Below are 24496 nucleotides of genomic sequence, written 5' to 3'. Positions count from 1 at the left end.
GGTTCCAGTTTACCGCAAAGTGGCCCCGGAACGAAGCATGCGGTGCATCGCTGTTGCCACCGCTCCGCGACCAAGGGAAACTGGGTCATTATCCACCGCCGAGGACCGCCGATGCCGCCAGCCCCTTCTCCGTTCCAGCGGGCATGGCTCGCCGGTGTGCTGGCGCTGGCGGCGTGGCTCGCCGGCTGCGGCGTGATCGGGCCGTCCAAGCAGTCGGTCGAGACGTTCTGCACGGAGGTGGTGCCGGTCATTTCCGAGTGGCGGGCGGACGCGCTGAAGCCGTTCGGCACCGACGAGTTCAATGGCAGGATCGGCAGCGCCGACCAGCAGCGGATGTTCGTGGTGTTCTCCAAGCTGGGCGATCTGGCCAGCTTCCAGGCGCCCACCATGACCGGCTACACGAGCTCCACCGGAAAGGGCACGTTCGTCACGGTGGAGGTGAATGCCAGGTTTGCCAGGGGGCCGGCGGTCATCCGCATGGTGCTGCGCAGCAGTGGCGGCGACCTGAAGCTGAACGCGCTCAACATCCGGTCTCCGGTGTTCAGCGATCCCTCGGCCCGTCCCAGCACGGTGCAGCAGATCTGATCAGCTTGCCGCGTGCGCCGCCGCCAGGTCGCGCGGCAGGCGGCGCGCCGCCAGGTAGTAGAACAACACGCTGAGCAGGATCGGCACGGTCAGCGCCAGCATGGCGTAGCGCAGGGATTCGAGGCCCAGCGACGGCTGCAGCAGATCGCTCAGCAGGCCGACGACGAACGGGCCCACGCCGCCGCCGATCACATTGAGGCAGAACAGCAGGAATGCCGCCGCCAGCGCCCGCAGCCGCAGCGGCACCAGTTCCTGCACCAGCGCAAAGCTGGGGCCGGCATGGAAGATGGCGACGGAGGCGGGAAACGTCATCAGTGCCAGGGTCAGCCACTGGTTCTGCGCCAGGAACGCGGCGGCCGCCAGCGGCGCGGCGATGCTGGCCGAGATGCAGATGATCCACAGCCGCCAGCGCACGTCGCGCTTGCCGGTGCGGTCGGCCAGCCAGCCGCCGGCAAAGGTGCCGATGGCGCCGCCCACGCCGACCAGGATGCCGATGATCGGCCCGATCTCGCCCGGGCTCAGCCCGTAGCTGCGGTGGAAGAATGCCGTCGCCCAGGCGATGGCGCCATAGCCGAACATGCCGGCGCAGGAGAAGCCGGCAATGATCCACAACAGGGCCGGCCGCGCGGCGATGGTCCGCAGCAGTGTGCCGAAGCCGGGCCGGTCCCCGGCGCGGTCCTCGACCTTGTCGATCATGCCCCGGCGCGGCTCGCGCATCGAGGTGACGAGGATCACGGCCATCAGCAGGCCGGGCACGCCGACAGCAATGAACGCCATGCGCCAGCCGAACATCTCGGCGAGGATGCTGCCGGCGATAAAGCCGAACATGATGCCGAGATTGGGACCCACGGCCAGCAGCGCCATGGGTGTCGCGCGTTCGCTGGGCGCAAACAGGTCCGAGACGATGCTCTGCGACGCCGGTCCCGCGCCCGCCTCGCCCACCGCCACGCCGATGCGCGCAAGCACGAGCTGAAGGGCGGTTGCCGCCATGCCGCAGAACACGGTCATGGCGCTCCACACCGCGATGGCGGCGGCGATCAGGTTGCGCCGGTTGGACCGGTCGGCCAGCAGGGCGAGCGGCACGCCCAGCACGGCATAGAATACCGAGAACGCGGCGCCGGTCAGCAGCCCCATCACCTTGTCGGACAACCCGAACTCGGCCTTCACCGGCTCGACCACCACGTTGAGGATCTGGCGGTCGATATTGGCGAAGATCTGCACCGCCAGCAGCAGCGCCACGATGGTCCAGCGTCCGGCGGTTTCGGGCGACATGGCCGTCCGGTCTGGGGTGTTCAAGCGGCGGGCTCCTGATCCTGGGTGAGGAACCTTAGACCGACGGGATGAAGGATTACCAGCGTGTCCGGTCGCGGTACGGATCGGTGCCTTTCCAGCCCACCGATGCGACGGCGATGCAGCCGAACAGATCCTGCAGGTCGGGCGTGTCTTCCAGCAGCTCGGTCATGATGCCGAAGGCGGGGCGGGTGTCGATGAAACAGGAGCGCCGGGCGCCGATCGCGACAGCGGATGATCGCCCGCAAGGGTGAAATAGCTGGCCAGCAGGTCAGCCGTGGACTCACGCGTCCAGATAGGTCAGCAGCGTCTCATGCACCCGGCGGATGCGTGACTCCTGGTAGCTCGACAGGGTCGCCTTGCCCTTCTTGCTGGTCCGCATGCCTTCCTGCTGCCAGCGCATGATGCTGGTGTCCTGGTCATAGACCTTGGCGACGAACGGGTCGAGACCGGGCACCTTGGCGAAGCTCTCGTCCTCGCGGATGGTTACCGGCTCGGCGGGGTCGGGGCGGCCGTCCTCGGGGCGGAACGGGCGCAGGCGGAAGGATTCCATCACCGACCGGTTCGGGTCGTTTGCCACCGGCCAGAACACGGTGATCGACGCAGCGGCGACGCCCGCGTTCACCATCACGTTGGGGAACAGGTTGTATTTCAGCGAGTCGATGATCTCGGCGTCGGACAGATCCGACAGGTCCATGCCGTACTTGTCCGCGTAATTCTTGCGCATGGTCTTCGCGAGCACGATGCGCGCCGTCTCGCCCTCCGGCACCATCATCCGGTTGCCGCCCTTGGCGGTGCTGGGGTCGCCCAGGAACATGTTGTCGAGCAGCTCCTGCTCGGTGCGCTTCTCGGCGGTCGGGCTGGTGACGCCCATGGCCGACAGGTCGCGGCTGACATGGTCGCCGAACACGTCGTGCTGCAGGTTCCAGTCGCCGACCACGGTGGTCAGCTCCGGATGCACCACCGGCGTGTGATAGGCCTCCATGAACGCCTCCAGCACGACCTTCCAGTTGCAGGCGAGCTCCTTGCGGAAATGGATGAAGGTGTACCAGTTGCTCAGGTCGCGCCTGGCGAAGTGCTCGGGTAGCACTTCCAGATACTCGAGCAGCGGCCGGGCGTTCTCGTCCATGTTGATGAACACGAAGCTGTTCCACACCTCGACCTTCACCTGCGGCAGCCGGTTGGCTGCGTAGTCCAGGTGCTTGAACTCCCAGGCGCAGGGCACTTCGTTCAGCGTGCCGTCCAGGGTCCAGGTCCAGCCATGGAACGGGCACTGCAACTCGCCTGTCCAGCCACTGGTGCCCGACGGCTTCAGCTTGGTGCCGCGGTGCAGGCAGGAATTGTAGTAGCCGCGAATGCCGTCCTCGGTGCGGATGACGACGATCGACCAGTCGCCGATGTCGTGCACCCAATAGTCGCCGACCTCGGGCACATGCTCCTCGCGGCAGACGAACTGCCACACCCGCGGCCACATGCGCTCCATCTCCAGGTCGAAGAACGCCTGCGAGGTGAACTGGTCCAGCGGAATGTCGTCGGTGGGCTGCGGCGGGTTGGATTTCAGCGCCAGCAGGTCCGCCACCGGCGTGCTGTCGCGGGCGATGATGTCCTGGTAGCTCTCGAATGCCGGCGCGTCCGCCTTGTTGAACTTCCTGATGCGCTCGTTCATTGCGTTCGTCCCCGTGATCAATTAGACGTTTGTCTAATCATGAAGCGGCAGTCAGGCAAGTGTCGATGTCCACGGTGCGCAGGCGGGATGCGGCGGCGACGCGCGGGAAGATCCTCGACGCGGCCGAAGAGCTGTTCGCCGAGCGCGGCTATCATGGCGTCTCCATTCGCGAAATCGTCGCGCTGGCCGGTGTCGATCTGGCGCTGGTGCATTACTATTTCGGGCCGAAGGACGCGCTGTTCCGCGAGGTGATCGAGCGCCGCGGCGCCGGGCACGCCGCCGACCACATGGCGGCGTTGGACAAGCTGCGGGCCGAGTCGGACGGCCCGCCCGGCGTCGCCGCGCTGATCCGCGCCTTCTGTGCGCCGATGTTCGAGAAAATGGGCCGCGGCCCGGAATGGCGGAACTACATGCACCTGCTGGCGCACCGGGCACTGGCCCGCCAGAGCGAGGTGTTCCTGGCGCCCTACGAAAAGACCTTCGAGCCCATGACCCGCGCCTTCATCGCCGCCTTCCGCGAGGCGCTGCCCGAGGCGGATGAGAAGAACCTGTTCCACGCCGTCTATTTCATGCACGGCGCCATCGTCTACGCGCTGGCCGAGACCGGCGCGATCGAGCGGCTGTCCGACGGCAAGATGGATTCGTCGGATTTCGACACCCTGCTCGACCGCTTCGTTCCGTTCTTCACGGCGGGGTTCATGGCATTGGCCAAGGCGCCGCGATAACCCAAGCGGCGCGGCCTTGCCCGATCTATTCCTTCAGCAGCGCGACGAAGTCGATCATGTGCGGGTCGGCGTCCTTCATCTCGCCGTCGAGCCAGCGGCCGTTGCCCTTGAACCGGCCGGTCTTGCCGGTGGCCGGATCTTGGACGGCGACGGTGCCGTCCTCCTGCCTGGTGTAGACGCGTCCGTCGATGGCGCTGGTGCGCGAAACCGCCATGCTGTTCTCCTGAATCGAAGGACCCGGCCGAAGCCGGGTCCTGAACCGTGCGTTACTCGGCGTTGATGTATTCGTCGATCTTCCAGTGCAGGTGGCGCAGCCGGCTTTCCTGGTAATTCGCCAGCGTCACGCCGCGTTTCAGCGACTTCATGCCTTTCTGCACCTTGGGCATGTTGAGCATGTCCTGCTGGAATACGGCCGCGAGGCCGCCGATCTCGTCTTCGGCGACGATCCATTCCTCGTCCTCGCCCAGCAGGCGCATGGGCGCCGGGTCGGGACGCGGGCCGTTCAGGTCGTAATCGCTGAGAATGAACACCTCCATCAGCGCCGAATCCGGGTTCAGCCCGTCGGGGCGGAAGCGGTAGGTGATGTTGGTGCCCATGCCGCCCCACGGGAAGAAGTTCGGGAACACCCAGTACTGGATGGCATCCAGCATCTCGCTGTCGGTGGCGTCCGAATAGTCGCGGTTCTTGGCATCGCCCACCTGCTTGCGCCGCATCTCGGCCATGTACTGGCGCGCGGTCATGCCTTCGGGCACCTTGAACTCGTCCATGGCCATGCCCATGCGATAGGCGCGCGGCGTCATGGAATCGACGATGGCCTGCTCCTCCATCGGCGGAATGTGCGGGCTCTGCACGCCCATGGCGGTAATCATGCGGTTGTAATTCAGCTTCGGATCGACGTCGTACTGGGTGTTGGCGTCGGCGGTCGAGGGCATGATCTGCGGATGGGTGGCGACCACGTGGAAGCTCTCGGCGAAGGCCTCGATGCCCACCTTCCAGTTCATGTCCACCCGCTTGGCGATGTGATTCATGACGTATTTGTTCTTGAAGTCCCAGCGCTCGAACTCCGGGACCAGGTCGCCCAGGAAGCTTTCCAGGCTGTCGGCGTTCTCATCCATGTTGATGAACACGAAGCCGCCCCAGGTGCCGACCTTCACTTCCGGCAGGTGATATTCGGCGTCGACGATATGCGGGAAGTCCCAGCGGCAGGGGAAGTCGCTCAGCGTGCCGTCGAGGGTCCAGGTGAAGCCGTGGAAGGTGCAGCGCAGCTCGGTGGCGTTGCCGTGGGTGCCCTCCGGCTTCAGCTGGTTGCCGCGGTGCAGGCAGGCGTTCCAGTAGGCCTTGATGGTCTCGGCCTCGATGCGGATGACGAGGAACGACCACTCGCCGATCTCGTAGGTGGTAAAGTCGCCCACTTCCGGGATGTGCTCCTCGCGGCAGGCGAACTGCCAGACCTTGGTCCACATCTTGTCCATTTCGAGCCGGGCGAAGGCCGGGTCGGTCCAGCGCGATGTCGGCAGCCGGTCCGAGCCCATATGGACGTTGAAGTTCTTGCGCAGCACCGGCGGCACGGCGAGCTTTTCGCGATCGAGCAACTCCTGCACCGAAATCGCTTCCGAGCGCGCCTCGCCGGGCTTCAGCTTCTTTGGGTTCTCGATGTTCATGCTCTGCTCCTCGTTTCGCGGCGGCGACGTGTCAGACGGGTTGCCGGTCGTACCGTGGCCGGGCGATTTTGCGCGTTGTCTACGGCCCTTGCCGAACACGTTCCATATTTGACCTTGCGCCGTCAAATGGAATACCCGTCAGGCTGGCGACAACGCGGCTGAAATTTCCCACCTTTTTTCAGGCGGTGCAAGATCGGGGCGGCGGAGACGCTTTGCCCGTTACCGGCAACCGTCGCAGTGTGCACGCGCGCAGCAATTATTAAGCGTTAATGACTTTTTACTATACCGCCAGAAGAGGACCGTGGCGACCGAAACCTTGCCCGGGAAGGCCGGTAGAATCAGAATCCAAGCGCGCTCAACCCCGGGTGGTCGTCGGGACGCCGGCCCTGAGGCCAGTGGAACCTGCGGGCTGCGGCGGCGATGGGCGCATCGTTGATGCTGGCGATGCGCCACTGCATCAGCCCGCGGTCGTCGAACTCCCAGTTTTCATTGCCATAGCTGCGGTACCATTGGCCGCTGTCGTCGCGCCACTCATAGGCGAATCGTACGGCGATGCGGTTGCCCGTGAAGGCCCACAATTCCTTGATCAGGCGGTACTCCATCTCCCGCGTCCATTTGCGAGTGAGGAATGCCTCTATCGCCGCGCGCCCCTCGACGAATTCGGCCCGGTTGCGCCACCGGCTGTCCGGCGTATAGGCCAGTGCCACGCGGGACGGATCGCGGCTGTTCCAGCCATCCTCGGCAAGGCGCACCTTCAGGGCGGCGCTCTCGGCGGTGAAAGGCGGCAGCGGCGGGCGTTGGTCGTCCTGCATGGTCATGCTCCCTTCAAGGCCGCCAGTTCCCGGGTAAGGGCGGCGTTTTCCGATTCCAGTTGTTCCATGCGGTCGCGGACAGGCGCCAGCGCCGCCTCCAGTTCCGCCTCGGTGAAACGCGGCGTGATGTGCTGCGGGCAGTTCCAGTCGAAGGCCTCCAGATGGAGCAGGAAGGCGCGTTCGGGCTTCGCCTTGTAACTGCCCAGGTCCAGCGCTTGTGCCAGCGCCGGATCGGCGGCCATACCGCGCTGCTCTGCCCTGGCGTAGATCTTGAGCCGGCGGCGGTTCGGGTAATCCATCAGAATCAGGGCGGCCCGGTCGTTCGCGGTCAGATTGCCCAGGCTGATATATTGCCGGTTGCCGCGAAAATCCGCGAATGCGAGCGTCTTGTCGTCGAGCACGCGCAGAAAGCCTTTTGGCCCGCCGCGGTGCTGGACATAGGGCCAGCCGGTTTCCGAGACACTGGCCATGTAGAAGCTGTCACGGGCGGCGATGAACTGTTCCTCCACCCCGGTGAAGCGATCGAATGCGCGGTGTGCCTTCGTGCCGGACCAGAGCGCCGCGCTGCCATTGGCCGCCTGTGCCTCGCGGACACTCGGCGTCGCCGCGATGTCCAGAAATCCGTAGGCCATGATCGTGCTCTCCTTATGCGGCAGGCGGACCGGCAGGTGCTGCCGGTCCGTATCCGTATGCCGATCAGGCTGCTTGCGCGGCCTGGACGACCGGGAAGTCGATGTCGGTACGGGCGACATTGTTGATCAGGTTCGTGAACATGTTCTCGGCCACGATCGCCACGATCTCGATGATCTGCGCGTCGCCGAACCCGGCCAGTTTCACGGCCGACAGGTCGACGTCGGACACGCGGCCCCGGGTCTCGGCCACGCTGGCGGCGAAGCGGACGGCCGCATCGGCTTTGGGGTCGCTGGACCTGCCCTGGCGGTTCAGGGCGATTTCCTCGTCGCTCAGGCGGGCCATGTTGCGGCCGATATAGGTGTGGGCCGACAGGCAATAATCGCAGCCGTTCACCTGCGCCACCGCCAGCGCGATCCGCTCGCGGGTCTTGACGTCCAGGGCCTTTGACAGCGCGCCGCCAAGACCGGTCAGGCCGGCAAGGACGGCCGGGCTCGAAGCGGCGAGGCGGTACAGGTTCGGCAGGGTGCCAAGCTGCTTTTCGATGGCGTCCAGGATGGGCTGGGCGGCGTCGGGGGCATTTTCACGGGATGGAATGGCGATGCGGGACATGGGTTTTCTCCTTGTGGATTTGCGCCGGTTCCGGCGCGGCAGGAGAACCCTATCCAGTTTCGGTAATTCCAATAATATAGACTTTTGTATAATCACCTTCTCGAAAAATGGAATGATCGTGTGGATCGATTAGAGGCCATGTCCATCCTCGTCGCTGCCGTCGAGACCGGCAGTTTCTCGGCAGCGGCGCGCCGGCTCGGCACGTCGTTGCCGACGGTCAGCCGCAAGGTGGCGGAGCTCGAAACGCACCTCAATGCGCGCCTCCTGATCCGTTCGACCCGGAAGCTCACCTTGACCGATACGGGCCAGGCCTATCTGGCCGCGTGCCGGCGTATTCTGGAACAGGTGGGAGATGCCGAGAGGGTCGCCTCGGGCGAATACAGCGCGCCCCGGGGAGACCTTGTCGTCACCGCGCCGGTCGTGTTCGGCCGGCTGCATGTGCTGCCGGTGGTGACGGCCTTTCTCGCCGCCTATCCGGACATCAATATTCGCCTGTCGCTGTCCGACCGGAATGCCCACCTGATCGACGATCATATCGATCTCGCCGTGCGGATCGGCGCGCTGCCCGACAGCGGACTGGTCGCGGCCCGCGTCGGCGCGGTGCGGCTGGTCGTCTGCGGCAGTCCGGACTACTTCGCCAGCCATGGCGCGCCCGCCACGCCGGCAGACCTGTCGGCGCTGTCGTGCATCAGCTTCGATGGGCTCGCACCGGCGTCCTCATGGATTTTCGGCGGTCCTCGATCAGGCGGTGCCGCGCAGGTTCCCGTCATTCCCCGGCTGTCGGTCAACACGGCTGAAGCCGCCATCGACGCGGCCGTCGCGGGCCTGGGCGTCACGCGCGTCCTGTCGTATCAGGCGGCAGCGCCCGTCGCCTCCGGCGCGCTGGCTGTCGTCCTCAGCGAATTCGAGCCGGCCCCGATGCCGATCCACCTGGTCCACGCGGGACAGGGCATGGCGCCGCTGAAGCTGCGGGCCTTTCTCGACTTTGCGGCGCCCCGCATCCGCGAGCGGGCCGCCGAGATCATGCTGCGGTAGGGAAAGGCGTTACCCGGCCAGATATTTGTCCAGCGTCTGGTGGATGTGCCGCACCCGCGCTTCCTGGTAATTGCCGAGGGTGATGCCCGGCTTGCGCGCCGCCTTCAAGCCGATCTGCAGCCGCTCCAGATTGGACGTGTCCTGGTCGAATACGGGGCCAAGTCCGCCCAGCTCCGGCGCGTCCGAGAACATCTCGTCATCGCCCAGGATGTGCAGCGGCGCCGGGTCGGGACGCGGGCCGTCCTTCGGGCAGGGCCGCATGATCAGGACGTCCATGATCGAGCTGTCCGGATCGTTGCCGTTGGGCCGGAAACGATAGACCAGCGGCACCGTGATGTTCGCCCAGGGGTGGAAATTGGGGAACAGGAAGTACTCGATGGTGTCGAGCGTCTCGCTGATGCTCAGATGCGACAGGTCGGTGCCCAGCGCCGGCCCGATCGACTCCTGCACGCCTTTCGCGATCACCTGCCGCGCGGTCATGCCGTCGGGCACCTTCAGCATGTTGCCCTCGCCGGCGTGGCCCAGATCCATCAGCATGGCGTCGGCGATCACCTGCTGGCTGACCTCGCCCAGATGCGGGCTGGCGACGGCCTGGGTGTTGAGCTGGCGGCTGACGTGGTCGCCCCAGATGTCGTACTGGGAATTGGCGTCGCCCAGATAGGCCAGCGCCTGCGGATGCGTCGCCAGCACGTGGTAGGATTCCATGAAGGCTTCCTGGGTCACCTTCCAGTTGCAGCGGATCACCTTGCGGACGTTGGCGACGATGGCGCGGTCTTCCAGCGGCCAGATCTTCATCTGCTCGGGCAGCACGCCCAGATAATCCTCGAAGGGCTGGCAGTTCTCGTCCGGATTGATGAACACGAAACCGCCCCAGGTGCCGACCTTCACCTCGGGCAATCTGAATCCCTCGTCGGTGACCTTGGGGAAGTCCCAGCGGCAGGGGATTTCCTTCAATGATCCGTCCAGATTCCAGGTCCAGCCGTGGAACGGGCAGCGGAACTGCGCCGCCGTCCCCGCCGAGTCGGAAGGGCGAAGCTGGGTTCCCCTGTGCAGGCAGGAATTGACGTATGCCCTGATGGCGCCCGAGTCGGTGCGCACCACCAGGAACGAGTAATCGGCGATGCTGTATTCCACATAATCGCCCGGCTCGGAAATTTCCTCCTCGCGGCAGGCGAATTGCCAGACCCTGGTCCACATCCTGGCCACTTCCAGGTCGTGGAAGACGCGGCTGGTATAGCGCTCGGTGGGAACGTCGGCATCGCCGAGAAAGCGATAGGACTGCTCGCGCAGCACCGCGGGGACATCCTGACCGTCGGCGGTGATGATGTCCTGGGCGCTCGGGCCGGGACAGCGCGCTTCGCCGGGCTGCAATGTCTTGGGCGTCTCCACATTCATCGCGTTTCCCCTTAGCGTCGATGACTTCCGCAGGTTTTACGCCAACAATGCGGGGTGCGCGACTCATGTCGCGAAGTCAGGGGCGCGGAAAAGGGGAGAAAGATGGATTACTCGTCCTATCAACACCTGCTGATCGAGCGCCGGGACAAGGTGCTGCGGGTCACGCTGAACCGGCCCGACGTGCTCAACGCGGTGAATGCGCGGCTGCATTACGAGCTGTCCCACATCTGGGACGACGTGATGTATGACGACGAGGTCGATGTTGTGGTGCTGACCGGCGCGGGACGCGCATTCTCGGCGGGCGGCGATTTCCCCTGGCTGCTCGAGGGGCTGAAAGACCGCAGCGTGGGCAAGCTGTCGAGCTACGAGGCCAAGCGCGTGGTGTTCAACCTGCTGGAATGCGAAAAGCCGGTGATCTGCCGCATGAACGGCGACGCGATCGGCCTGGGCGCCACGCTGGCGCTGTGCTGCGACATGGTGATCGCCGCCGACACCGCCCGGATCGGTGACCCGCATGTGCGGGCCGGCCTGGTGGCGGGCGACGGCGGCGCGGTGCTTTGGCCCCAGCTGATCGGCTATGTCCGCGCCAAATACTATCTGATGACCGGCGATCTGATCGAGGCCGCGGACGCGGTCAGCATGGGCCTGATCAACCGTGCCGTGCCCGCGGACGGGCTGGACGCGGCGGTCGACACGCTGGCGGACAAGCTGGTGAACGGCGCCACCAAGGCGATTCGCTGGACCAAGGTATCGGCCAATATCGCCCTGAAGCAGCTGGCCCATGGCGTGTTCGATGCGGGTATGGCCTACGAGTTGATGACGCAGGTCGCCGACGACCACGCCGAGGCGGTCCACTCCTTCGTCGAGAAACGCAAGGCCAGGTTCACCGGCTCGTAAGTGCGGTATCGCTTGGCTGTAACCACTTTGAGAGACATATTGAGAGGGCATAAATAGAGCGGGAGGCTCAAGTGACACTGGACGAGGCAACACAGGCGATGAAAAGCCTGTTCGACGGCAAGGACAGCGGCATTGGCCGTACCCTGAAGCTCAACTTCGGAAACGATGGCGTGGTATTCATCGACGCTAAGTCTGCGCCAAACTCGGTTTCGAACGAAGACGGCGAGGCCGACACCACACTGGTCATCACGCTCGAGAATTTCGGCCGGCTGCGCAGCGGCGAGCTGCAGGGCCAGCAGGCCTTCATGACCGGCGAATTGCAGGTCGAAGGCGATCTGATGGGCGCCATGGCGTTCGGCACCTATACGTCGCAATAGGACCGGGGCGATGGCGTTGGAGTTCCCCGGAGAGCGGCTGACCCCACTGCGCCTTGTGCCGCGCGGCGGCCTGTGCGCGCGCTGCGGGGTGCGCACCGTGGCGGCCTGCGCCGCGCTCGATGACTGGGAACTCCAGCAGTTGGAGGCGATCACCGTTTCCACCAGCTTCGAGGACGGCCAGACCATATTCGAGCAGGGCGACGAACCCCGCTTTATCTTCAACCTCACCCAAGGCGCGATCCGCCTGGTCAAGCTCCTTCCCAACGGCCGGCGGCAGGTGGTCGGCTTCGTGTTTCCCGGCGACATGCTGGGCCTGTCGAGCCACGGCGCCTATACCTGTTCGGCCGAGGCCATCGGCAAGGTCGGCGTCTGCCGCTTCCCGCGCGGCAAGCTGCTGGCGCTGCTCGACGAATTTCCCAACCTGAAGACAAGGCTGCTCGACATTGCCGCCGACGAACTCAGCGAGGCGCAGGAGCAGATGCTGTTGCTGGGGCGCAAGTCGCCTGCCGAAAAGCTGGCCTCGTTCCTGTGGCGGCTGCACCGGGACGGCAGCCGTTGCGGCGGGTCGGAGGATCGCATCGACCTGGCCATGAGCCGCTCGGACATCGCCGATTATCTGGGCCTGACCATCGAGACGGTCAGCCGAACCTTCACCAAGCTGAGAAACGACGGCGTGATCAGTCTCGACGGCGCCGCCCATGTGGTCATCGAGAACGCGGACGCGCTTGAGGAACTTGCGGAGGCGATGGGCGACTAGGCAGCCTCCGTTTCCAATCGCCGCGAAAAATTATACGATGCTCGGGTTTTGAAACGGGCGGGAGACCGGGAATGGCCGTGCCGAAGAACGAGAAGTTCGAGATCATGGGCATCAATCACCTGGCGCTGGTGTGCCGGGACATGAAGCGCACGGTCGAGTTCTATTCAGGCGTGCTGGGCATGCCGTTGATCAAGACCCTCGATCTGCCCTATGGCTCCGGCCAGCACTTTTTCTTCGACATCGGCAACGGCGACGCGCTGGCGTTCTTCTGGTTTCCCGATGCGCCCGACTCCGTGCCGGGCGTGACCCATCCGGCCAACCTGATCGGCAGGGGCTCGATGACCTCGGCGCATGCCTCCATGAACCATCTGGCGTTCAACGTTCCCGCCGAAAGAATCGATGAATACCAGAGAAAGCTGGAAGCGGCGGGCATCGAGGTGACGCCGGTGGTCAACCACGACGAATCCGAGACCCAGGCCAGCATGGAGCTGACGCCGTCCACCTTTGTGCGGTCCATCTACTTCCTCGACCCGGACGGCATGATGCTTGAATTCGCCGCCTGGACCCGCGCCATGGGAGCGCCGGGCGACGTCCGCCACGAACCGGCGACCGACACGGACAAGGCCCGCTACATGGCGATGAAGCCGAAGGTGAAGGAACCGGCGCAGTAATGCCGGCCAGGCACCGCGGCCCGGTTCCCTTGGCAGGCTGCTCATCCTATCGTGTGTCGACCGCACGACAGGGGAGATGACCATGCCCAGACTTCGCCAGGTGCCACGCGCCGAAGCCGCGTCCGAGGTGCTGAAATATTACGATGCGCTGTTTCCGGGCCGCGACCCGGTTGCCGAGCCGGGCACGGCGACGGGAACGCCCGGCAACTGGTGGACCGTCTTCGCGCTCCAGCCGGCGATTTTCAGCCACGCAACCGCGCACTTCGCCATGTTCGGCATGTTCGCCGACAGTTCGATCAGCAAGCTGGATCCGGCGATTCGCGAAATCGGCATTCTGCGCGCCGGATTCGCCGCCGGCAGCCAGTTCGTGTTCTCTCAGCATTGCAAGGCCGGCCGGAAGAACGGTGTGTCCGACGCCAAGATCGCGGCCATCCCGCATTGGGCCGTTGCGGATGTCTGGACGCCGCTGGAACGCGCGGTGCTCGCCTATACGGACTGCCTGGTCTACGACGGGGGCCGGACACCGGACGGCGTGTTCGATGCGCTCAAGGCGCTGATGAGCGATGAGGACATCCTGGAGCTGACCTATCACGTCTGCGGTTACAATCTGCATGCCACCATGTGCCGGGCGCTGCGGCTGGAATATGACGACGTGCCCGAGCGCATCGAGGAAGTGCCCATGCCCGACGGCCCTGGCGTGCAGGCCAACCGCGATACTGAAAACTGGGCCGGCCGCGCCTGGTCGAAGCCGGCTTGAAGGCTGTCCTGCAATACCGCGCCAGCACCGGATTCCGCAGCCAGCTCGAGGCGGCGCGGCCGGACTGGCTGTCGCTCGCCATCGTCGACGAGGATGACCGCCCTGCCTTCGCCCACGAGATGGCGGATGCCGACATATTGCTGCACGTATTGGAGCCGGTGACCGCGGCCGTGATCCGGGCGGCGCCGCGGCTGCGGCTGATCCAGAAGATCGGCGTGGGCGTCAACACCATCGATCTCGATGCCGCGCGCGCCTGTGGCGCCGCCGTCTGCAACATGCCCGGCAGCAATAGCCAGGCGGTGGCCGAGGCCACCCTCATGCTGATGCTGGCGGCGCTTCGGCAGGCGGTTCCATTCGATCGAAGGACGCGTGACGGTCAGGGTTGGCGCATGAGCGCCGACGTCTTCGACCGGGTGGGCGAGCTTGGCGGGCGCACGATCGGGTTGATCGGATTTGGCGCGATTCCCCAGCGGCTGGCGCCGGTGCTGCGGGCGCTGGGCGCCCATGTCATTCACACCTCGCGCACGCGAAGGCATGAAGGCTGGCAGCCGCTTGCCGACCTGCTCGCCCGCGCCGACGTGGTGTCGCTGCATGTTCCGCTGACAGACGAGACCAGGCGGCTGATCAACGCGGACAGTCTCGGCGTGATGAAGCCGGGCGCCGTGCTGGTCAATACCGCGCGGGGCGGTCTTGTCGACGAGCCGGCGCTGATCGACGCGCTCCGCTCGGGGCGAGTCGGGGCCGCCGGCCTCGACGTCTTCGCCGGGGAACCGGCGCCGGCGGACAATCCATTGTTTGCTCTCGATAATGTGATCGTGTCGCCGCATGTGGCGTGGCTGACACCCGAGACCCTGGCGCGAAGCATTCATGTGGCGATCGAGAATAGCCGCCTGCTGCGAGATGGCGGGACCCTGCTCAATCGGGTTGTCTAGGGCGCCATGTTGAGCGGGCCGAAATCAGGCAGGCCGTCATCCTGCTCCTCGGTTTGCGGCGTTTCCGGCAGCTTGAGGCGTTTGCCCTCGCGCCAGTCCCACGGAGCGATGTAGTCGCCGGTCCAAACGCCCTGCCTGGCGCTCTGGGCGGTATCCTCATAGGGCGCGTAGTCGTTGTTGACCGAGCGGTCGGCAAAGGCCCAGCCGCTTGCCACCATCCATGCGCCGAGGTCTTCCCCGTTGAGGTCGCAGGTGGCGAGAATATAGCCGCCCACATTGCGAATCGTCTGGCACCGGACCGGCTGTCCGCCAATCAGCGACGACAGCGACCGGGCGGATTCCTCGCCGCAGGGCCACGGCCGGTTGCCGTTCAGGCAGATCTGCTCGGGTTCCAGGGCGTCGATGCCGAACAGCTTCACAACCTGCCCTTGCATCTCGAGGGTTTCGCCGTCGATGACATCGGCGGTGCCGGTCTGGTCGGCATGCGCGGTGCCGATACACAGCACCAGGCCCAGCACGGCCAGCCTTCCGCGGGTAAATGTCTGTAGAACCATCCGAGATCCCAAACCGTTGAGAAGCATGTGTATTCCGTCCATCAATAAAACAACGTCGGTAAAATTGCGATGATCATGCATGCCGGGGCGTTCTGTGCGCGAGGCGCGGCGCGAGCGGCGCGGCGGCGCCGCAATATATTCTGGTTCCGTAACCATCACTGCATATGCTTGTTTCCGGTTGCCGGAGTCTGCCCGAACAGGCTGGCATTACAAAAAGCGTAGTGATAATCTCCCCTTAGGTGATCGCGGCGGCGCGTTGACACGAAAAATTCCATTGCCGCTCGTGGTGCACGATGATATGCCTAATGACGCTGTAAGCCGCTGGGGGTTTCGGAGGGGGTGACTATGACGAATGCCAACAAGTTGATGACGGCCGCCGTATGTTCGGTGGTCACTGTCGTCTTGGGCGCATCCGCGGCCTTCGGCAACGGGTTCCTCGAGAACCGGCCGTGGCAGTTCGATACACCGAATGACAAGATTGCCAAGGCGTCGATCGCCGACCTTCGCGAGAAGAAGAAGGGCGGCTACTACGATGGTTTCGACACCAACATCAACAACACGTACAGCACGAACATCGCGGGCGATCAGATCAACTGCAACCTGACCGCGTCGGCGATTGGCAACACCGGCTCGAACGGCGTGACCAGCAATGCGTCCTCGCCGGTGGTCGATATGCCTGGCAGCATCGGCGCCAATGCAACCGGCAACAGCAGCAGCACGGCGACCAACGGCTCGTCGCCCGGAAACGGGGCGGACAGCTCGGCCAACAGCAGCTCTTCCGGGCAATCGTCCGCAGTGGGGCAGGCTGGCCAGCTCAGCAATACGTCGCAGGGCAATACCGACAGTCCGCAGACCGCAGGTGTGGACAATTCCAGCGTATCCGGCAGCGTCGACGGCATGAATTCCTCAGGGGGGCATTCGGACGTCGCGCTGAATTCTGATATGAGCAACATGGATAGCCCGCAGACCGCATCTGTCGATAACAGCGAAGCATGCGGGTTCAGTGAATCGGCCGCAGCGCCGTTGAACTGAACATCTGGTCCGCGGGCAGGCGTCGCCGGCCAATGGGCAAGGGCAAGAGGGGGAATAACGTGACTACCGGCTTTACTTTGTGCAGGAATATCGTCACCTACGCAGCGATCATTTCGCTGACCGGGTGCATGGCGTCGGTCGATCACTACAAACGTAACCCTGATGAGGCGCCCACTGTGCAGGGCCCGCCGGTTACCGACAACACCACGCCGCTGGAAGGCACATTCCAGTGCATGGCTCAGAAAATCCGTGAAAATGGCCGCAACAAGATCCGCGTCGCCGTCGGCACGGTGAAGGACTACACCGGCAAATTCAGTGAATCGGAAGGTGGCAACCCGATCACCCAGGGCGGCTCGCTCATGGTGATGTCGGCGCTCGGCAAGCTGGGCGACGCGGTGCGGATGCAGGAACGTTTCGACACGCAGGTTACCGAGCTTGAGTTGCGCTATCTCGACCGGCGCTATCTCGGCGACGGGTCCGTGCACGAGGTTCGCGGCAAGACCGGCAGTTCGCAGAAGGTTCCGTGGAAGCCGTATTACGGCGGCACGGTCATCGAATCCGACTACTTCATCGTGGGCGGCATCACCGAGCTCAATTACAACGTGCAGTCCGGTGGCCTGGAAGTGAACGTCGACGGGTTCGGCGGCAAGGGCCGCGTGTTCACCGTGAACGTCGCGGCTGACCTGCGCATCGTCGACACCTCGTCGCTGGAAGTGCTGAAGACCGTCAGCCTGCAGAAGCAGATTACCGGCTACGAAGTGGGCGCCAACGTCTTCAATTTCTTCAAGAACACCCTGGTCGACGTCAATGCCGGCCTGAAGAGCCAGGAGCCGCTGCAGCTGGGCGTTCGCACCGTCCTCGAACTGGGCGTGCTCGAGCTGGTCGGCGCCGTCACCGGCGTTGACGAAAAGCCGCTGGTCAATTTTGAGGGCGTGAATTCCTGTCCGTCAGTGGCTGGCGTGCCGGTGGCCGTCGCGCCGGAAGAGCCGCCGCCGCCGCCGGAAGCCCCGGTTCCGCCCAAGGCCAGCACGTTCACCGTATATTTCGCCACCGCCAGCGCCCAGTTGACGCCGGAGGCCGCGAAGACCATCGCCGATGCCGCCGCCGCCGCAAGGGCCGGTCAGGCAGCCAACCTGCTGCTTGAGGGCCATGCGGATACCCAGGGCGGGGAACTCTACAACCTTGACCTGTCGCGGCGCCGCGCCGTGGTGGTCCAGGAGGCGCTGGTCAAGGAAGGCATTCCGAAGAACCGTATCTCGCTGGTCTGGTATGGCGAAAGCCAGCCGGCCGTGAAGACCGGGGACAATGCCGCCGAACCGCTGAACCGCCGCGTGGTGATCCAGATTCTGGAAGATACCGCCCTGCTGAAGTGAAGCGGCTGATGCAGCGGGCGTAGGCAGGCCATGGGGGGCAATGGTGAAGGCATGGTGGGGCGGCTCGGGAGTGATCGCGGCGGTACTGGCGGGGGTTCTCGCTGCCGCTGTGGACGCCCAACCCCTTAACACCGAGATACCTGCCGACCCGGTTACCGGGGACGGCATGCCGCTGGGCGAAACCGGCGACATCGGTGACAGCCGCACGCCGCCACCAGCCATGACGCCGCCGCCACCGGGTGTCACCGGTCTCCCGGCGCCGGGCGTCGAGTGGGCCGAGCATGTTTCGCCGTCCTTCCGCCGCTGGATCGATGGCGCGACTGCGCCCATGTCCGAGGCGGCTGCAACGCCAGACGCGCCGATTCGCAATCGACCAGACGCAATCCAGGCGGGCAGCGACCTCAGTTCCGTCGAGAACGCCTTGGACAAGCACGCCGCCGCTGCACCCGACCAGGGTGGCGCCAGCGCGCGGATATTGTTCATGAAACGCACCAGCCGCGCCCATGCCCGCTCGATCGTCGGACCCGAAGGCGCGCTGATGGGGGCCGAACTGGCCGACGGCATATCCATGGCGCCACTGGCGCGCAGCCGTTCCAAAGGCACCCTGTTCGAGCGACAATTGCCGGAAATCGGTGCCGCGCCCAAGCTGGCGACAGGCCCGATGCCGGGTGAAGGCCCGTTGCAGGACATGCCGCCCGCCGAGAATTACGACGGCGGGCCGATCTACAGTCAGGATGCGGCGCCCGACCGGCCGGCCGAGGACAAGGCCTACATGATCACCCTGGCGAAGGGCGATCTGGTGGGGGTCGACCTGGGAGACAAGGTCAGCGTCGTCCACGTATCGCAATTCGCCAGGGGCGAGCGGCCGGATGGCGGTGAGTTCGTGGTCTATCCGCGCGGCCGGTTCCGCCCGTTCGGCCCGATCAATTCGTTCGAGACCGTGAACTCGTTCCAGGCCATCAATGTCGAGCCGCTGCAGAGCGCGCAGGACCCTGCCGACCTGTCCCCGGCTGCGCGCAGCGCCTATGCCATCGGCAACTGGGATCTGCCCGGCGATATCCAGTTGTCGCTGTCGGACCGGTCCGTGTATGACCGCCGCGACTGGCTCATCCGTCATCTGCATGATTGCTGCGGCCGCAACTATGTTTCGGTGATGCACGATCCGCTGGCTCTCGTGGTGCATCACAACGGCATATTCTTCGTGCCGGGCCAGACCTATGGCCATGTTCCGCTCGCGCCGGGTATGCCGGCGTTCTGATCCAGATCCTGCCGGGAACCCGAGAGCGGCAGTGGTATCTCATTGCTTCTTCTCGATATTTTTCGCCAAATTGATGTCATTTTTCTTGGCCGTTGCCCCCCTGTCTTGTACCCTTTAGCCGCTGAGTCTGAGATTCAGCCGCGCGCAAATACGGCCAGTGGCCGGCTGCCGCGATTTGTAGGGCTTTGAGGGGGCTAATCATGAAATTTAATCTCGCCTTGACGGCGGTGAGCGCTATTGCTTTGGCCACGGCGGCCGGTGTTTCCGGTGCGCGTGCCGACAACATCCTGTTCGACCTGTCGCTGGCGCCGACGTTGACGGCACCAGGCGCGAGTTCGGTGATCGACACCAGCGTCCAGAACAACACGACGACCTCCCTCAGCGCCACGAACGCGGTTGCGTCCATCTCCATTCCGCTGATCGGTCCGCAGGACGTCGAGGGCGGCACGGTAACCGTGCTCGAGGATTTCAATACGATTTTCGCCCTGGCCGTGGGCAATGCGGCGATCAGTCCGGTGGTGGTCGGTGCGGTCGATACCGATCCCGGCACCTTCGTGGATCTGTACACGGCCACCGGCACCGGCACCACCAGCGCGGCCACAGCCGCCACGCTTCAATCCAATGTCAATCTTGGTGCGGTCGGCATCAGCGCCACCACGTCCAGCGCGGAGATCCGGTCGGAATTCGATGATCTCGGCACGGGCAGTTCCGTGATTCTCGACAACAACGCCATCGTGTCCGACGGCCGCGGCAACCAGGCCTCGACTATGGTGGCGGGCGACATCAACCCCGGTCTCTCCAGCGCCGAAGCTGGCCAGTCGACACTGACCAATCCCGGCGCGCCGGACGAAGTGGTGGCGGGCGCGACCATCCTCGCCGCCAGCGCGCAGCTCAACGCCAATCTGGCGGTAGCGTCGGCGACGGTCGGCGATTCGCGGATCGGCACCCTGGCCACTGTTGACGGCACGCCTGCGGCGCTTGCTGGCGTCAATCTCGATCTGACCAACAGCCTGATCCGGGCGGATTTCACCGGCAATGACGCGGCCACCAGCGTGAACGTCGGCAACGACGGCAAGCTGGATCTGGTCGGCACCGCCGGAGTCACGAGCGTTCAGCTCAGCGGCGGAGACGTACCGTTTTCGGCCAGCGTCACCAATTCCGTGGTCGAAGCCGGCGAGTCGGCGACATCCACGGCCATTGCCGATCTGGCGGGCAGCAGCCTGACCTTCACCGGCAACGACATCATTGCCCAGTCCACGGCCAATACTTCCGCCAATTCCCTGAATCTGGCTGATGGCGTCAACCAGGCTGCCAGCCTCAGCACTCAGGCAAACACCTACACGGGCGGTTCGCCCGACATCGCCGAGGTGGGCGCTGATCTGTTCGTCCAGAATGGGCAATACAGCCTCGTCGATGCCGCAGCCAGCGACCAGGGCGACATGTTCGTGCTGACCGAGGATCTGGATGGCGCCACCGTCACGGCGTCGTCCAACAGCATCGGCGCCGCCGCAACAGCCAACGCCACCGTCAACGATCTGCAGGTAGAAGGGGCGACCACGTTCGGTTCGATCGCCGCGGTCCAGTCCATCCAATATGCCGAGAACCTGCAGACCGCCGATACCGGCGCCGCGGGTGATGGCGCCAATCTTCAGGTGTCTATCGCCAGCCTCGCCGGCGCCGCCGGCGACATCGTCGGCACCGAAGTGCTGGTCGAGGATAACCGCCTGTTCTCCAAGGCCATGGGCAATGTGGGCGACAGCGCGATCGTCATCGATGGCACGACTGTGGGTGATGGCACGACAGGATCGGACCTGGCGGACTACCGCTCGTCTCCGTTCATTGGTGCATCCGCGGAGGTATCTCTGCTCAACGGGCAGGTGCTTGACGGTGGCGGCGCCCAATCCACCACGATCTCCAATATCCGTGTGAACTCGGCAATGTTGTCGCCGGCGGGCTCCGAGATCGACACCGCCCATATCAGCACGTCGAATAACGAGATCTCGGCACTGACCGTGGGCAACCTGTCCACCGGGGCAAGCGTTGATATCACCGGTAACAGCGTAACCCTGGGCGCCATTGCAGCGAATTCCCAGACCGTCGAGGACGGCGCCTCGCTGACGGCTCAGACGGATTCGCCGTCGACCAATCAATCGCAACTCGAAGTGTGGGGATTTCCGCAGCAGATCGCGGATTCCAGCATCAACACGGACGGCAACGTGTTCAGCGCCCGCGTCTTCGGCAACCTGTCGGATGGCACCGGGACCTCGCTTGACGTCGCCGGCACCACCATCGTCTCGGGTTCCGCGCTTGGCTATGCCGCTACCCAGCGGGGCTCCGGTGTTGCAGAGGCCGAAAGCGTCTCGGACTTTATCGTGTTGAACGACCAGGCCGTGGAAGACCTGGAAGGCGCCATCGTCACCGCGACCAACGGCATCGTCGCGGATGGGGCGCAGGGTGACCTTGTCTTCGTGCGCATCGGACTGAATCCCGCATTCGCGCTGACCGACAGCAAATTCACCGCCAATGGCAATGCCGGTGTCGTCTCGGCCACCTTGAACCAGGCCACCTCCTCGCTGTCCGTCGATGCGGCAACCACGCTGGATGCCATGTCGTCGCTGATCAATATGCAGTCCGTCGCCGACGATGATGGTGACGGCAATTCGGCGGCACTGATCGCCAACCAATACGATGCGGACATCACCCTGAGCGTCGGCAGGACCGGCGACGGCTCGCCCGAATCCATTACCGGCGCGCGCTTCGAGATTGACGGCAACGAACTGCTGGCCTCCGGCCGCATCAACCTCGCCACCAACACTTTGTCGGTCGAGGCTCAGACACAGGCGCCCGGCGAGTATCAATCAGTCGGCAATCAAACTGCGGCAATTGACGGTTCGGGCATGTTCACAGCCGCCGCGCACTCACTCGTCAATGACCAGTGGTTTGTCGATCTTGGCGATGCGGGCAGCGGCGCCGGTCTCGACGTCGTCAACGACAATTCGGACTTCAGCATGGTCGTCGGCACCGCGGGTGCCTTCACCAACAATGTCGCCGAGATCGATGGCAACGCCATGACCATTCAGGCCCTGGGCAATGATGCCAGCAACAGGCTGGCCCTCGACATCGGGACCTTGAGCGCGCCGGTCACCGGCAGCGCACCGTTTGCCATGCTGGTGTCGAACCAGGGATCAGAAGTCACGGATACTAACAACGGCTTCTCGGCGCTCGGCGATACGACGCGGGCCATCCTGGACCTTTCCGGCGTTGCCGGCGCGATCAGCGATGGTTCAGTGACCATCGACGGCAATGAAATGCGGGCGGTGGCCAGGGTCAACAATGTCAGCAACGTGCTGACGGCCACGGGCACCTCGCTGCCCAATATCAATCCCGCCGACACCCAATTTCCCACCGCAGAGGTGTACGATTCCGGCTCCGGCGACATCGTGACCTTCACCGACTCCGTATTCGGTCTGGCCTCCAACCAGGTAAACAGCCACGACGTCACAGCGGCGCTGACCGGTTCGGGCGGCGGCACGCCCGTCGGCATGCGGATCATCGCCGACGGTGCGCCCACCATCACCGGCACCGACCTGTCAGCCAGCGGCAATTCGCTGATCGCGGAAGCGCGCGGCAGCGATTCGTCGAACCTGCTGGTGTCCGACTACGTCACCAATTACGGACAGGCATTCCTGGCCAATGTGCAGAGCGCGACGGATGAGGATCCGTCCATTACCGCCGACGTCTTCGATATCGAGATTCTGGTGGATGTGGATGGCGATACGATCGGCATCAGCCCGGCGCTGGATGGGGTCAGCATCAGCCTGGAGGGCAATGGTATCGGTGCTCTCGCCTCCTCCAACCGGACAGCCAATACGCTTTCTGTCACGGGCACCAATATCCTCAGCAGCTTCGACGTAGCGCCCTCAGCGTCCATCAGTGCAGGCGGCGCGCCCATGATCGGGGTGACCGGCGATATCGCGCTGATCAACATGCAGGGCAGTCCGGACTTCACATCGCCCAACGAGGACGAAGACGTCTACGCAACCGTCGATACCGTCAACATTCTGGCGGACGTGGCGACGTTCAATACCGGGTCGTTGACCGTGGACAACAATGCCGTGCTCAGTCAGGCAATGGTGCACAGCGCGTCAAATCTGCTGTCCATCGCCGGCGCCGCCAATATCGGCGCGGTGGACGAAACGCCCAGCGCGGCGCTGGTCTCGGTTCAGACAATCTCTGACGACGGCGAGGTCGAGGCCCTTACCACCAACGTGACAATCGGGGCGGCCGACGCGATCAACTCGGCGGCCTCGGAGGGCCTTGATGCAATCGGCAGCAGCGGCAGTGTGGCGGCAAGTGTGTCGGGGAACTCCGTGGCCAGCACCGCCACCGGTGGCACGGCAACCAATCGCCTGACGGCGACCGCAGGTGCGGCCATCCTCGGCGGGGTTACCGCACCGGCACCGTCCGTCGGTTTCCCCGGCTCGGACGACATCAACCTGGATGCGGATTACTCCCTGCTCAACATGCAGACAGCCTTCAGCGACGAAGAGGACATTGCGTCAGAGGTATCGCTGACCGGCATCGGCATCGTTGTCGACTCCGATGCGGTCACCGACGCGCTGACCGTCGACAACAACATGGTGATCGCGCAGACGCGCGGTTTCTATGCGAGCAATGCACTCGGCCTGGATGCGGGATCGTCCAGTGACGCCACCGCACAGGTTGCCAGCATCCAGGTGCTTGACGGCTTCGCGGCCCTGTCCGCCGATGCCGACGAGATCGCCATCGGCCTGGCCGTAGCGGGCAGCGGGCTGGACAGCAGCGCCAATGTCGCCGGCAACCAGGTGCAGGCTTCGGTTTCCGGCAACACGGCCCTGAACAGCCTTGCCACCATCGCGGGCGCGGCCTTGCAGGAAGAAGCCGGCGCGGGCGTATCCATCGATCCGGGCGCCTCGACCGAGATCGGAATCACCGGCGCCGAATATGCGGTGCTGAACCGTCAGTCGGTGTCTGGATTTGACGAGGGATTGTTGGCCACGGCATCGGACGTGACGGTTGGGATCGACGGGTTTGTCGGCGGCGTCACCGATTCAGTGCTGAACGTCAGCGGCAACGAGGTCGGCGCCAGCAGCATTGGCAATGATGCGGTCAATTCCCTGGTGCTGAACACGGGTACGTTCGAGCATCCGTCCGCAGCTGTTGCGAACCTGCAGACCATCTCGGGGACCACGATTTCCGCAACGGTCACCAATACGCTGGTGGGCATTGGCAGCGGCGTCAATATCAGCGGCGTCAGCAACAACAGCACGCTGAAGGTGCAGGGCAACACGGTTGGCGCCACGGCCATCGGCAACCGGGCTACCAACAGCATCGGCAGCAACTAGTCTCGGTTCGATCGGGCCGCTTCCCGGCGGTCCCCGGCACGACATTCGGGCGAAGCAGCACTGCTTCGCCCGAAATGCTGTCAACGCCGGGTC

Annotated in this window: 22 protein-coding genes; 13 read left to right on the top strand and 9 right to left on the bottom strand. The window is 64.6% G+C overall.

The window, feature by feature from the left end:
• Positions 1–111 precede the first annotated feature (111 nt).
• Positions 112–585: a hypothetical protein gene (locus WJU21_RS08125; RefSeq protein WP_346322906.1), complete on the top strand. Its 474-nt coding sequence runs from the start codon at positions 112–114 to the stop codon at positions 583–585.
• Here WJU21_RS08125 and WJU21_RS08120 read toward each other — a convergent pair whose 3' ends face one another.
• Positions 586–1881 carry an MFS transporter gene (locus tag WJU21_RS08120; protein WP_346322905.1) on the bottom strand — a complete coding sequence of 432 codons (1296 nt, stop codon included), beginning with the start codon at positions 1879–1881 and terminating at the stop codon, positions 586–588.
• 277 nt (positions 1882–2158) lie between these two features.
• A complete protein-coding gene (locus WJU21_RS08115) occupies positions 2159–3541 on the bottom strand; it encodes an aromatic ring-hydroxylating dioxygenase subunit alpha (protein ID WP_346322904.1) in 1383 nt (460 codons plus the stop codon).
• A gap of 65 nt (positions 3542–3606) precedes the next feature.
• Between WJU21_RS08115 and WJU21_RS08110 the strand changes: the two genes are divergently transcribed.
• Positions 3607–4266 carry a TetR family transcriptional regulator gene (locus WJU21_RS08110; protein ID WP_346322903.1) on the top strand — a complete coding sequence of 220 codons (660 nt, stop codon included), beginning with the start codon at positions 3607–3609 and terminating at the stop codon, positions 4264–4266.
• A gap of 25 nt (positions 4267–4291) precedes the next feature.
• Here WJU21_RS08110 and WJU21_RS08105 read toward each other — a convergent pair whose 3' ends face one another.
• From WJU21_RS08105 to WJU21_RS08085, 5 genes are all read right to left on the bottom strand, one after another.
• Complete coding sequence (locus WJU21_RS08105; RefSeq protein WP_346322902.1) at positions 4292–4480, bottom strand: transposase; 189 nt, start codon at positions 4478–4480, stop codon at positions 4292–4294.
• Positions 4481–4532: 52 nt separating this feature from the next.
• A complete protein-coding gene (locus WJU21_RS08100; protein WP_346322901.1) occupies positions 4533–5927 on the bottom strand; it encodes an aromatic ring-hydroxylating dioxygenase subunit alpha in 1395 nt (464 codons plus the stop codon).
• A 338-nt stretch (positions 5928–6265) separates the two neighbouring features.
• On the bottom strand, positions 6266–6739 hold the full coding sequence (locus tag WJU21_RS08095) for a nuclear transport factor 2 family protein (RefSeq protein WP_346322900.1): 474 nt from the start codon (positions 6737–6739) through the stop codon (positions 6266–6268).
• 2 nt (positions 6740–6741) lie between these two features.
• Positions 6742–7371 carry a pyridoxamine 5'-phosphate oxidase family protein gene (locus tag WJU21_RS08090; protein ID WP_346322899.1) on the bottom strand — a complete coding sequence of 210 codons (630 nt, stop codon included), beginning with the start codon at positions 7369–7371 and terminating at the stop codon, positions 6742–6744.
• A gap of 64 nt (positions 7372–7435) precedes the next feature.
• Positions 7436–7981 carry a carboxymuconolactone decarboxylase family protein gene (locus WJU21_RS08085; RefSeq protein ID WP_346322898.1) on the bottom strand — a complete coding sequence of 182 codons (546 nt, stop codon included), beginning with the start codon at positions 7979–7981 and terminating at the stop codon, positions 7436–7438.
• Between the two features lie 120 nt (positions 7982–8101).
• Between WJU21_RS08085 and WJU21_RS08080 the strand changes: the two genes are divergently transcribed.
• Complete coding sequence (locus tag WJU21_RS08080; protein WP_346322897.1) at positions 8102–9016, top strand: LysR family transcriptional regulator; 915 nt, start codon at positions 8102–8104, stop codon at positions 9014–9016.
• Positions 9017–9025: 9 nt separating this feature from the next.
• On the opposite strand, the gene WJU21_RS08075 is transcribed toward WJU21_RS08080, so the two are convergent.
• Positions 9026–10411, bottom strand: coding sequence for an aromatic ring-hydroxylating dioxygenase subunit alpha (locus WJU21_RS08075; protein WP_346322896.1), 1386 nt, complete (start codon positions 10409–10411; stop codon positions 9026–9028).
• Positions 10412–10513: 102 nt separating this feature from the next.
• On the opposite strand from WJU21_RS08075, the gene WJU21_RS08070 reads away from it, so the two are divergent.
• The 6 genes from WJU21_RS08070 (at position 10514) to WJU21_RS08045 (ending at position 14802) form a co-directional block, all read left to right on the top strand.
• Positions 10514–11308: an enoyl-CoA hydratase-related protein gene (locus WJU21_RS08070; RefSeq protein ID WP_346322895.1), complete on the top strand. Its 795-nt coding sequence runs from the start codon at positions 10514–10516 to the stop codon at positions 11306–11308.
• A gap of 71 nt (positions 11309–11379) precedes the next feature.
• Positions 11380–11685, top strand: a complete 306-nt coding sequence (locus WJU21_RS08065) for an SCP2 sterol-binding domain-containing protein (RefSeq protein ID WP_346322894.1) — start codon at positions 11380–11382, stop codon at positions 11683–11685.
• Positions 11686–11695: 10 nt separating this feature from the next.
• A complete protein-coding gene (locus tag WJU21_RS08060; protein ID WP_346322893.1) occupies positions 11696–12442 on the top strand; it encodes a helix-turn-helix domain-containing protein in 747 nt (248 codons plus the stop codon).
• Between the two features lie 71 nt (positions 12443–12513).
• The gene (locus tag WJU21_RS08055; protein ID WP_346322892.1) at positions 12514–13113 is read left to right on the top strand and encodes a VOC family protein; all 600 of its coding nucleotides are present in this window, start codon (positions 12514–12516) and stop codon (positions 13111–13113) included.
• An 82-nt stretch (positions 13114–13195) separates the two neighbouring features.
• On the top strand, positions 13196–13870 hold the full coding sequence (locus tag WJU21_RS08050; RefSeq protein ID WP_346322891.1) for a carboxymuconolactone decarboxylase family protein: 675 nt from the start codon (positions 13196–13198) through the stop codon (positions 13868–13870).
• Complete coding sequence (locus WJU21_RS08045; RefSeq protein ID WP_346322890.1) at positions 13867–14802, top strand: 2-hydroxyacid dehydrogenase; 936 nt, start codon at positions 13867–13869, stop codon at positions 14800–14802. The genes WJU21_RS08050 and WJU21_RS08045 overlap by 4 nt, the downstream gene beginning before the upstream one ends.
• Here WJU21_RS08045 and WJU21_RS08040 read toward each other — a convergent pair.
• Entirely contained in the window at positions 14799–15356 is a 558-nt protein-coding gene (locus WJU21_RS08040) for a thermonuclease family protein (protein ID WP_346322889.1), read from the bottom strand. The two genes, WJU21_RS08045 and WJU21_RS08040, sit on opposite strands and share 4 nt — an antisense overlap.
• Before the next feature lie 345 nt (positions 15357–15701).
• Between WJU21_RS08040 and WJU21_RS08035 the strand changes: the two genes are divergently transcribed.
• The 4 genes from WJU21_RS08035 to WJU21_RS08020 all read left to right on the top strand — a co-directional run bounded on the left by WJU21_RS08035 (position 15702) and on the right by WJU21_RS08020 (position 24403).
• Positions 15702–16388, top strand: a complete 687-nt coding sequence (locus WJU21_RS08035) for a hypothetical protein (RefSeq protein WP_346322888.1) — start codon at positions 15702–15704, stop codon at positions 16386–16388.
• 59 nt (positions 16389–16447) lie between these two features.
• Entirely contained in the window at positions 16448–17761 is a 1314-nt protein-coding gene (locus WJU21_RS08030) for an OmpA family protein (protein ID WP_346322887.1), read from the top strand.
• Positions 17762–17801: 40 nt separating this feature from the next.
• A complete protein-coding gene (locus WJU21_RS08025) occupies positions 17802–19019 on the top strand; it encodes a hypothetical protein (protein WP_346322886.1) in 1218 nt (405 codons plus the stop codon).
• 200 nt (positions 19020–19219) lie between these two features.
• Positions 19220–24403 (top strand): hypothetical protein, encoded by a 5184-nt coding sequence (locus WJU21_RS08020; RefSeq protein WP_346322885.1) that lies wholly within the window; start codon positions 19220–19222, stop codon positions 24401–24403.
• Positions 24404–24496 lie beyond the last annotated feature (93 nt).

It is taken from the genome of Emcibacter sp. SYSU 3D8, from assembly GCF_039655875.1.
In the GTDB taxonomy this organism is placed as follows: Bacteria; Pseudomonadota; Alphaproteobacteria; order SMXS01; family SMXS01; genus RI-34.
Note: the sequence above shows the minus strand (reverse complement) of the source record. Positions and strands in the feature narration are given on the sequence as shown.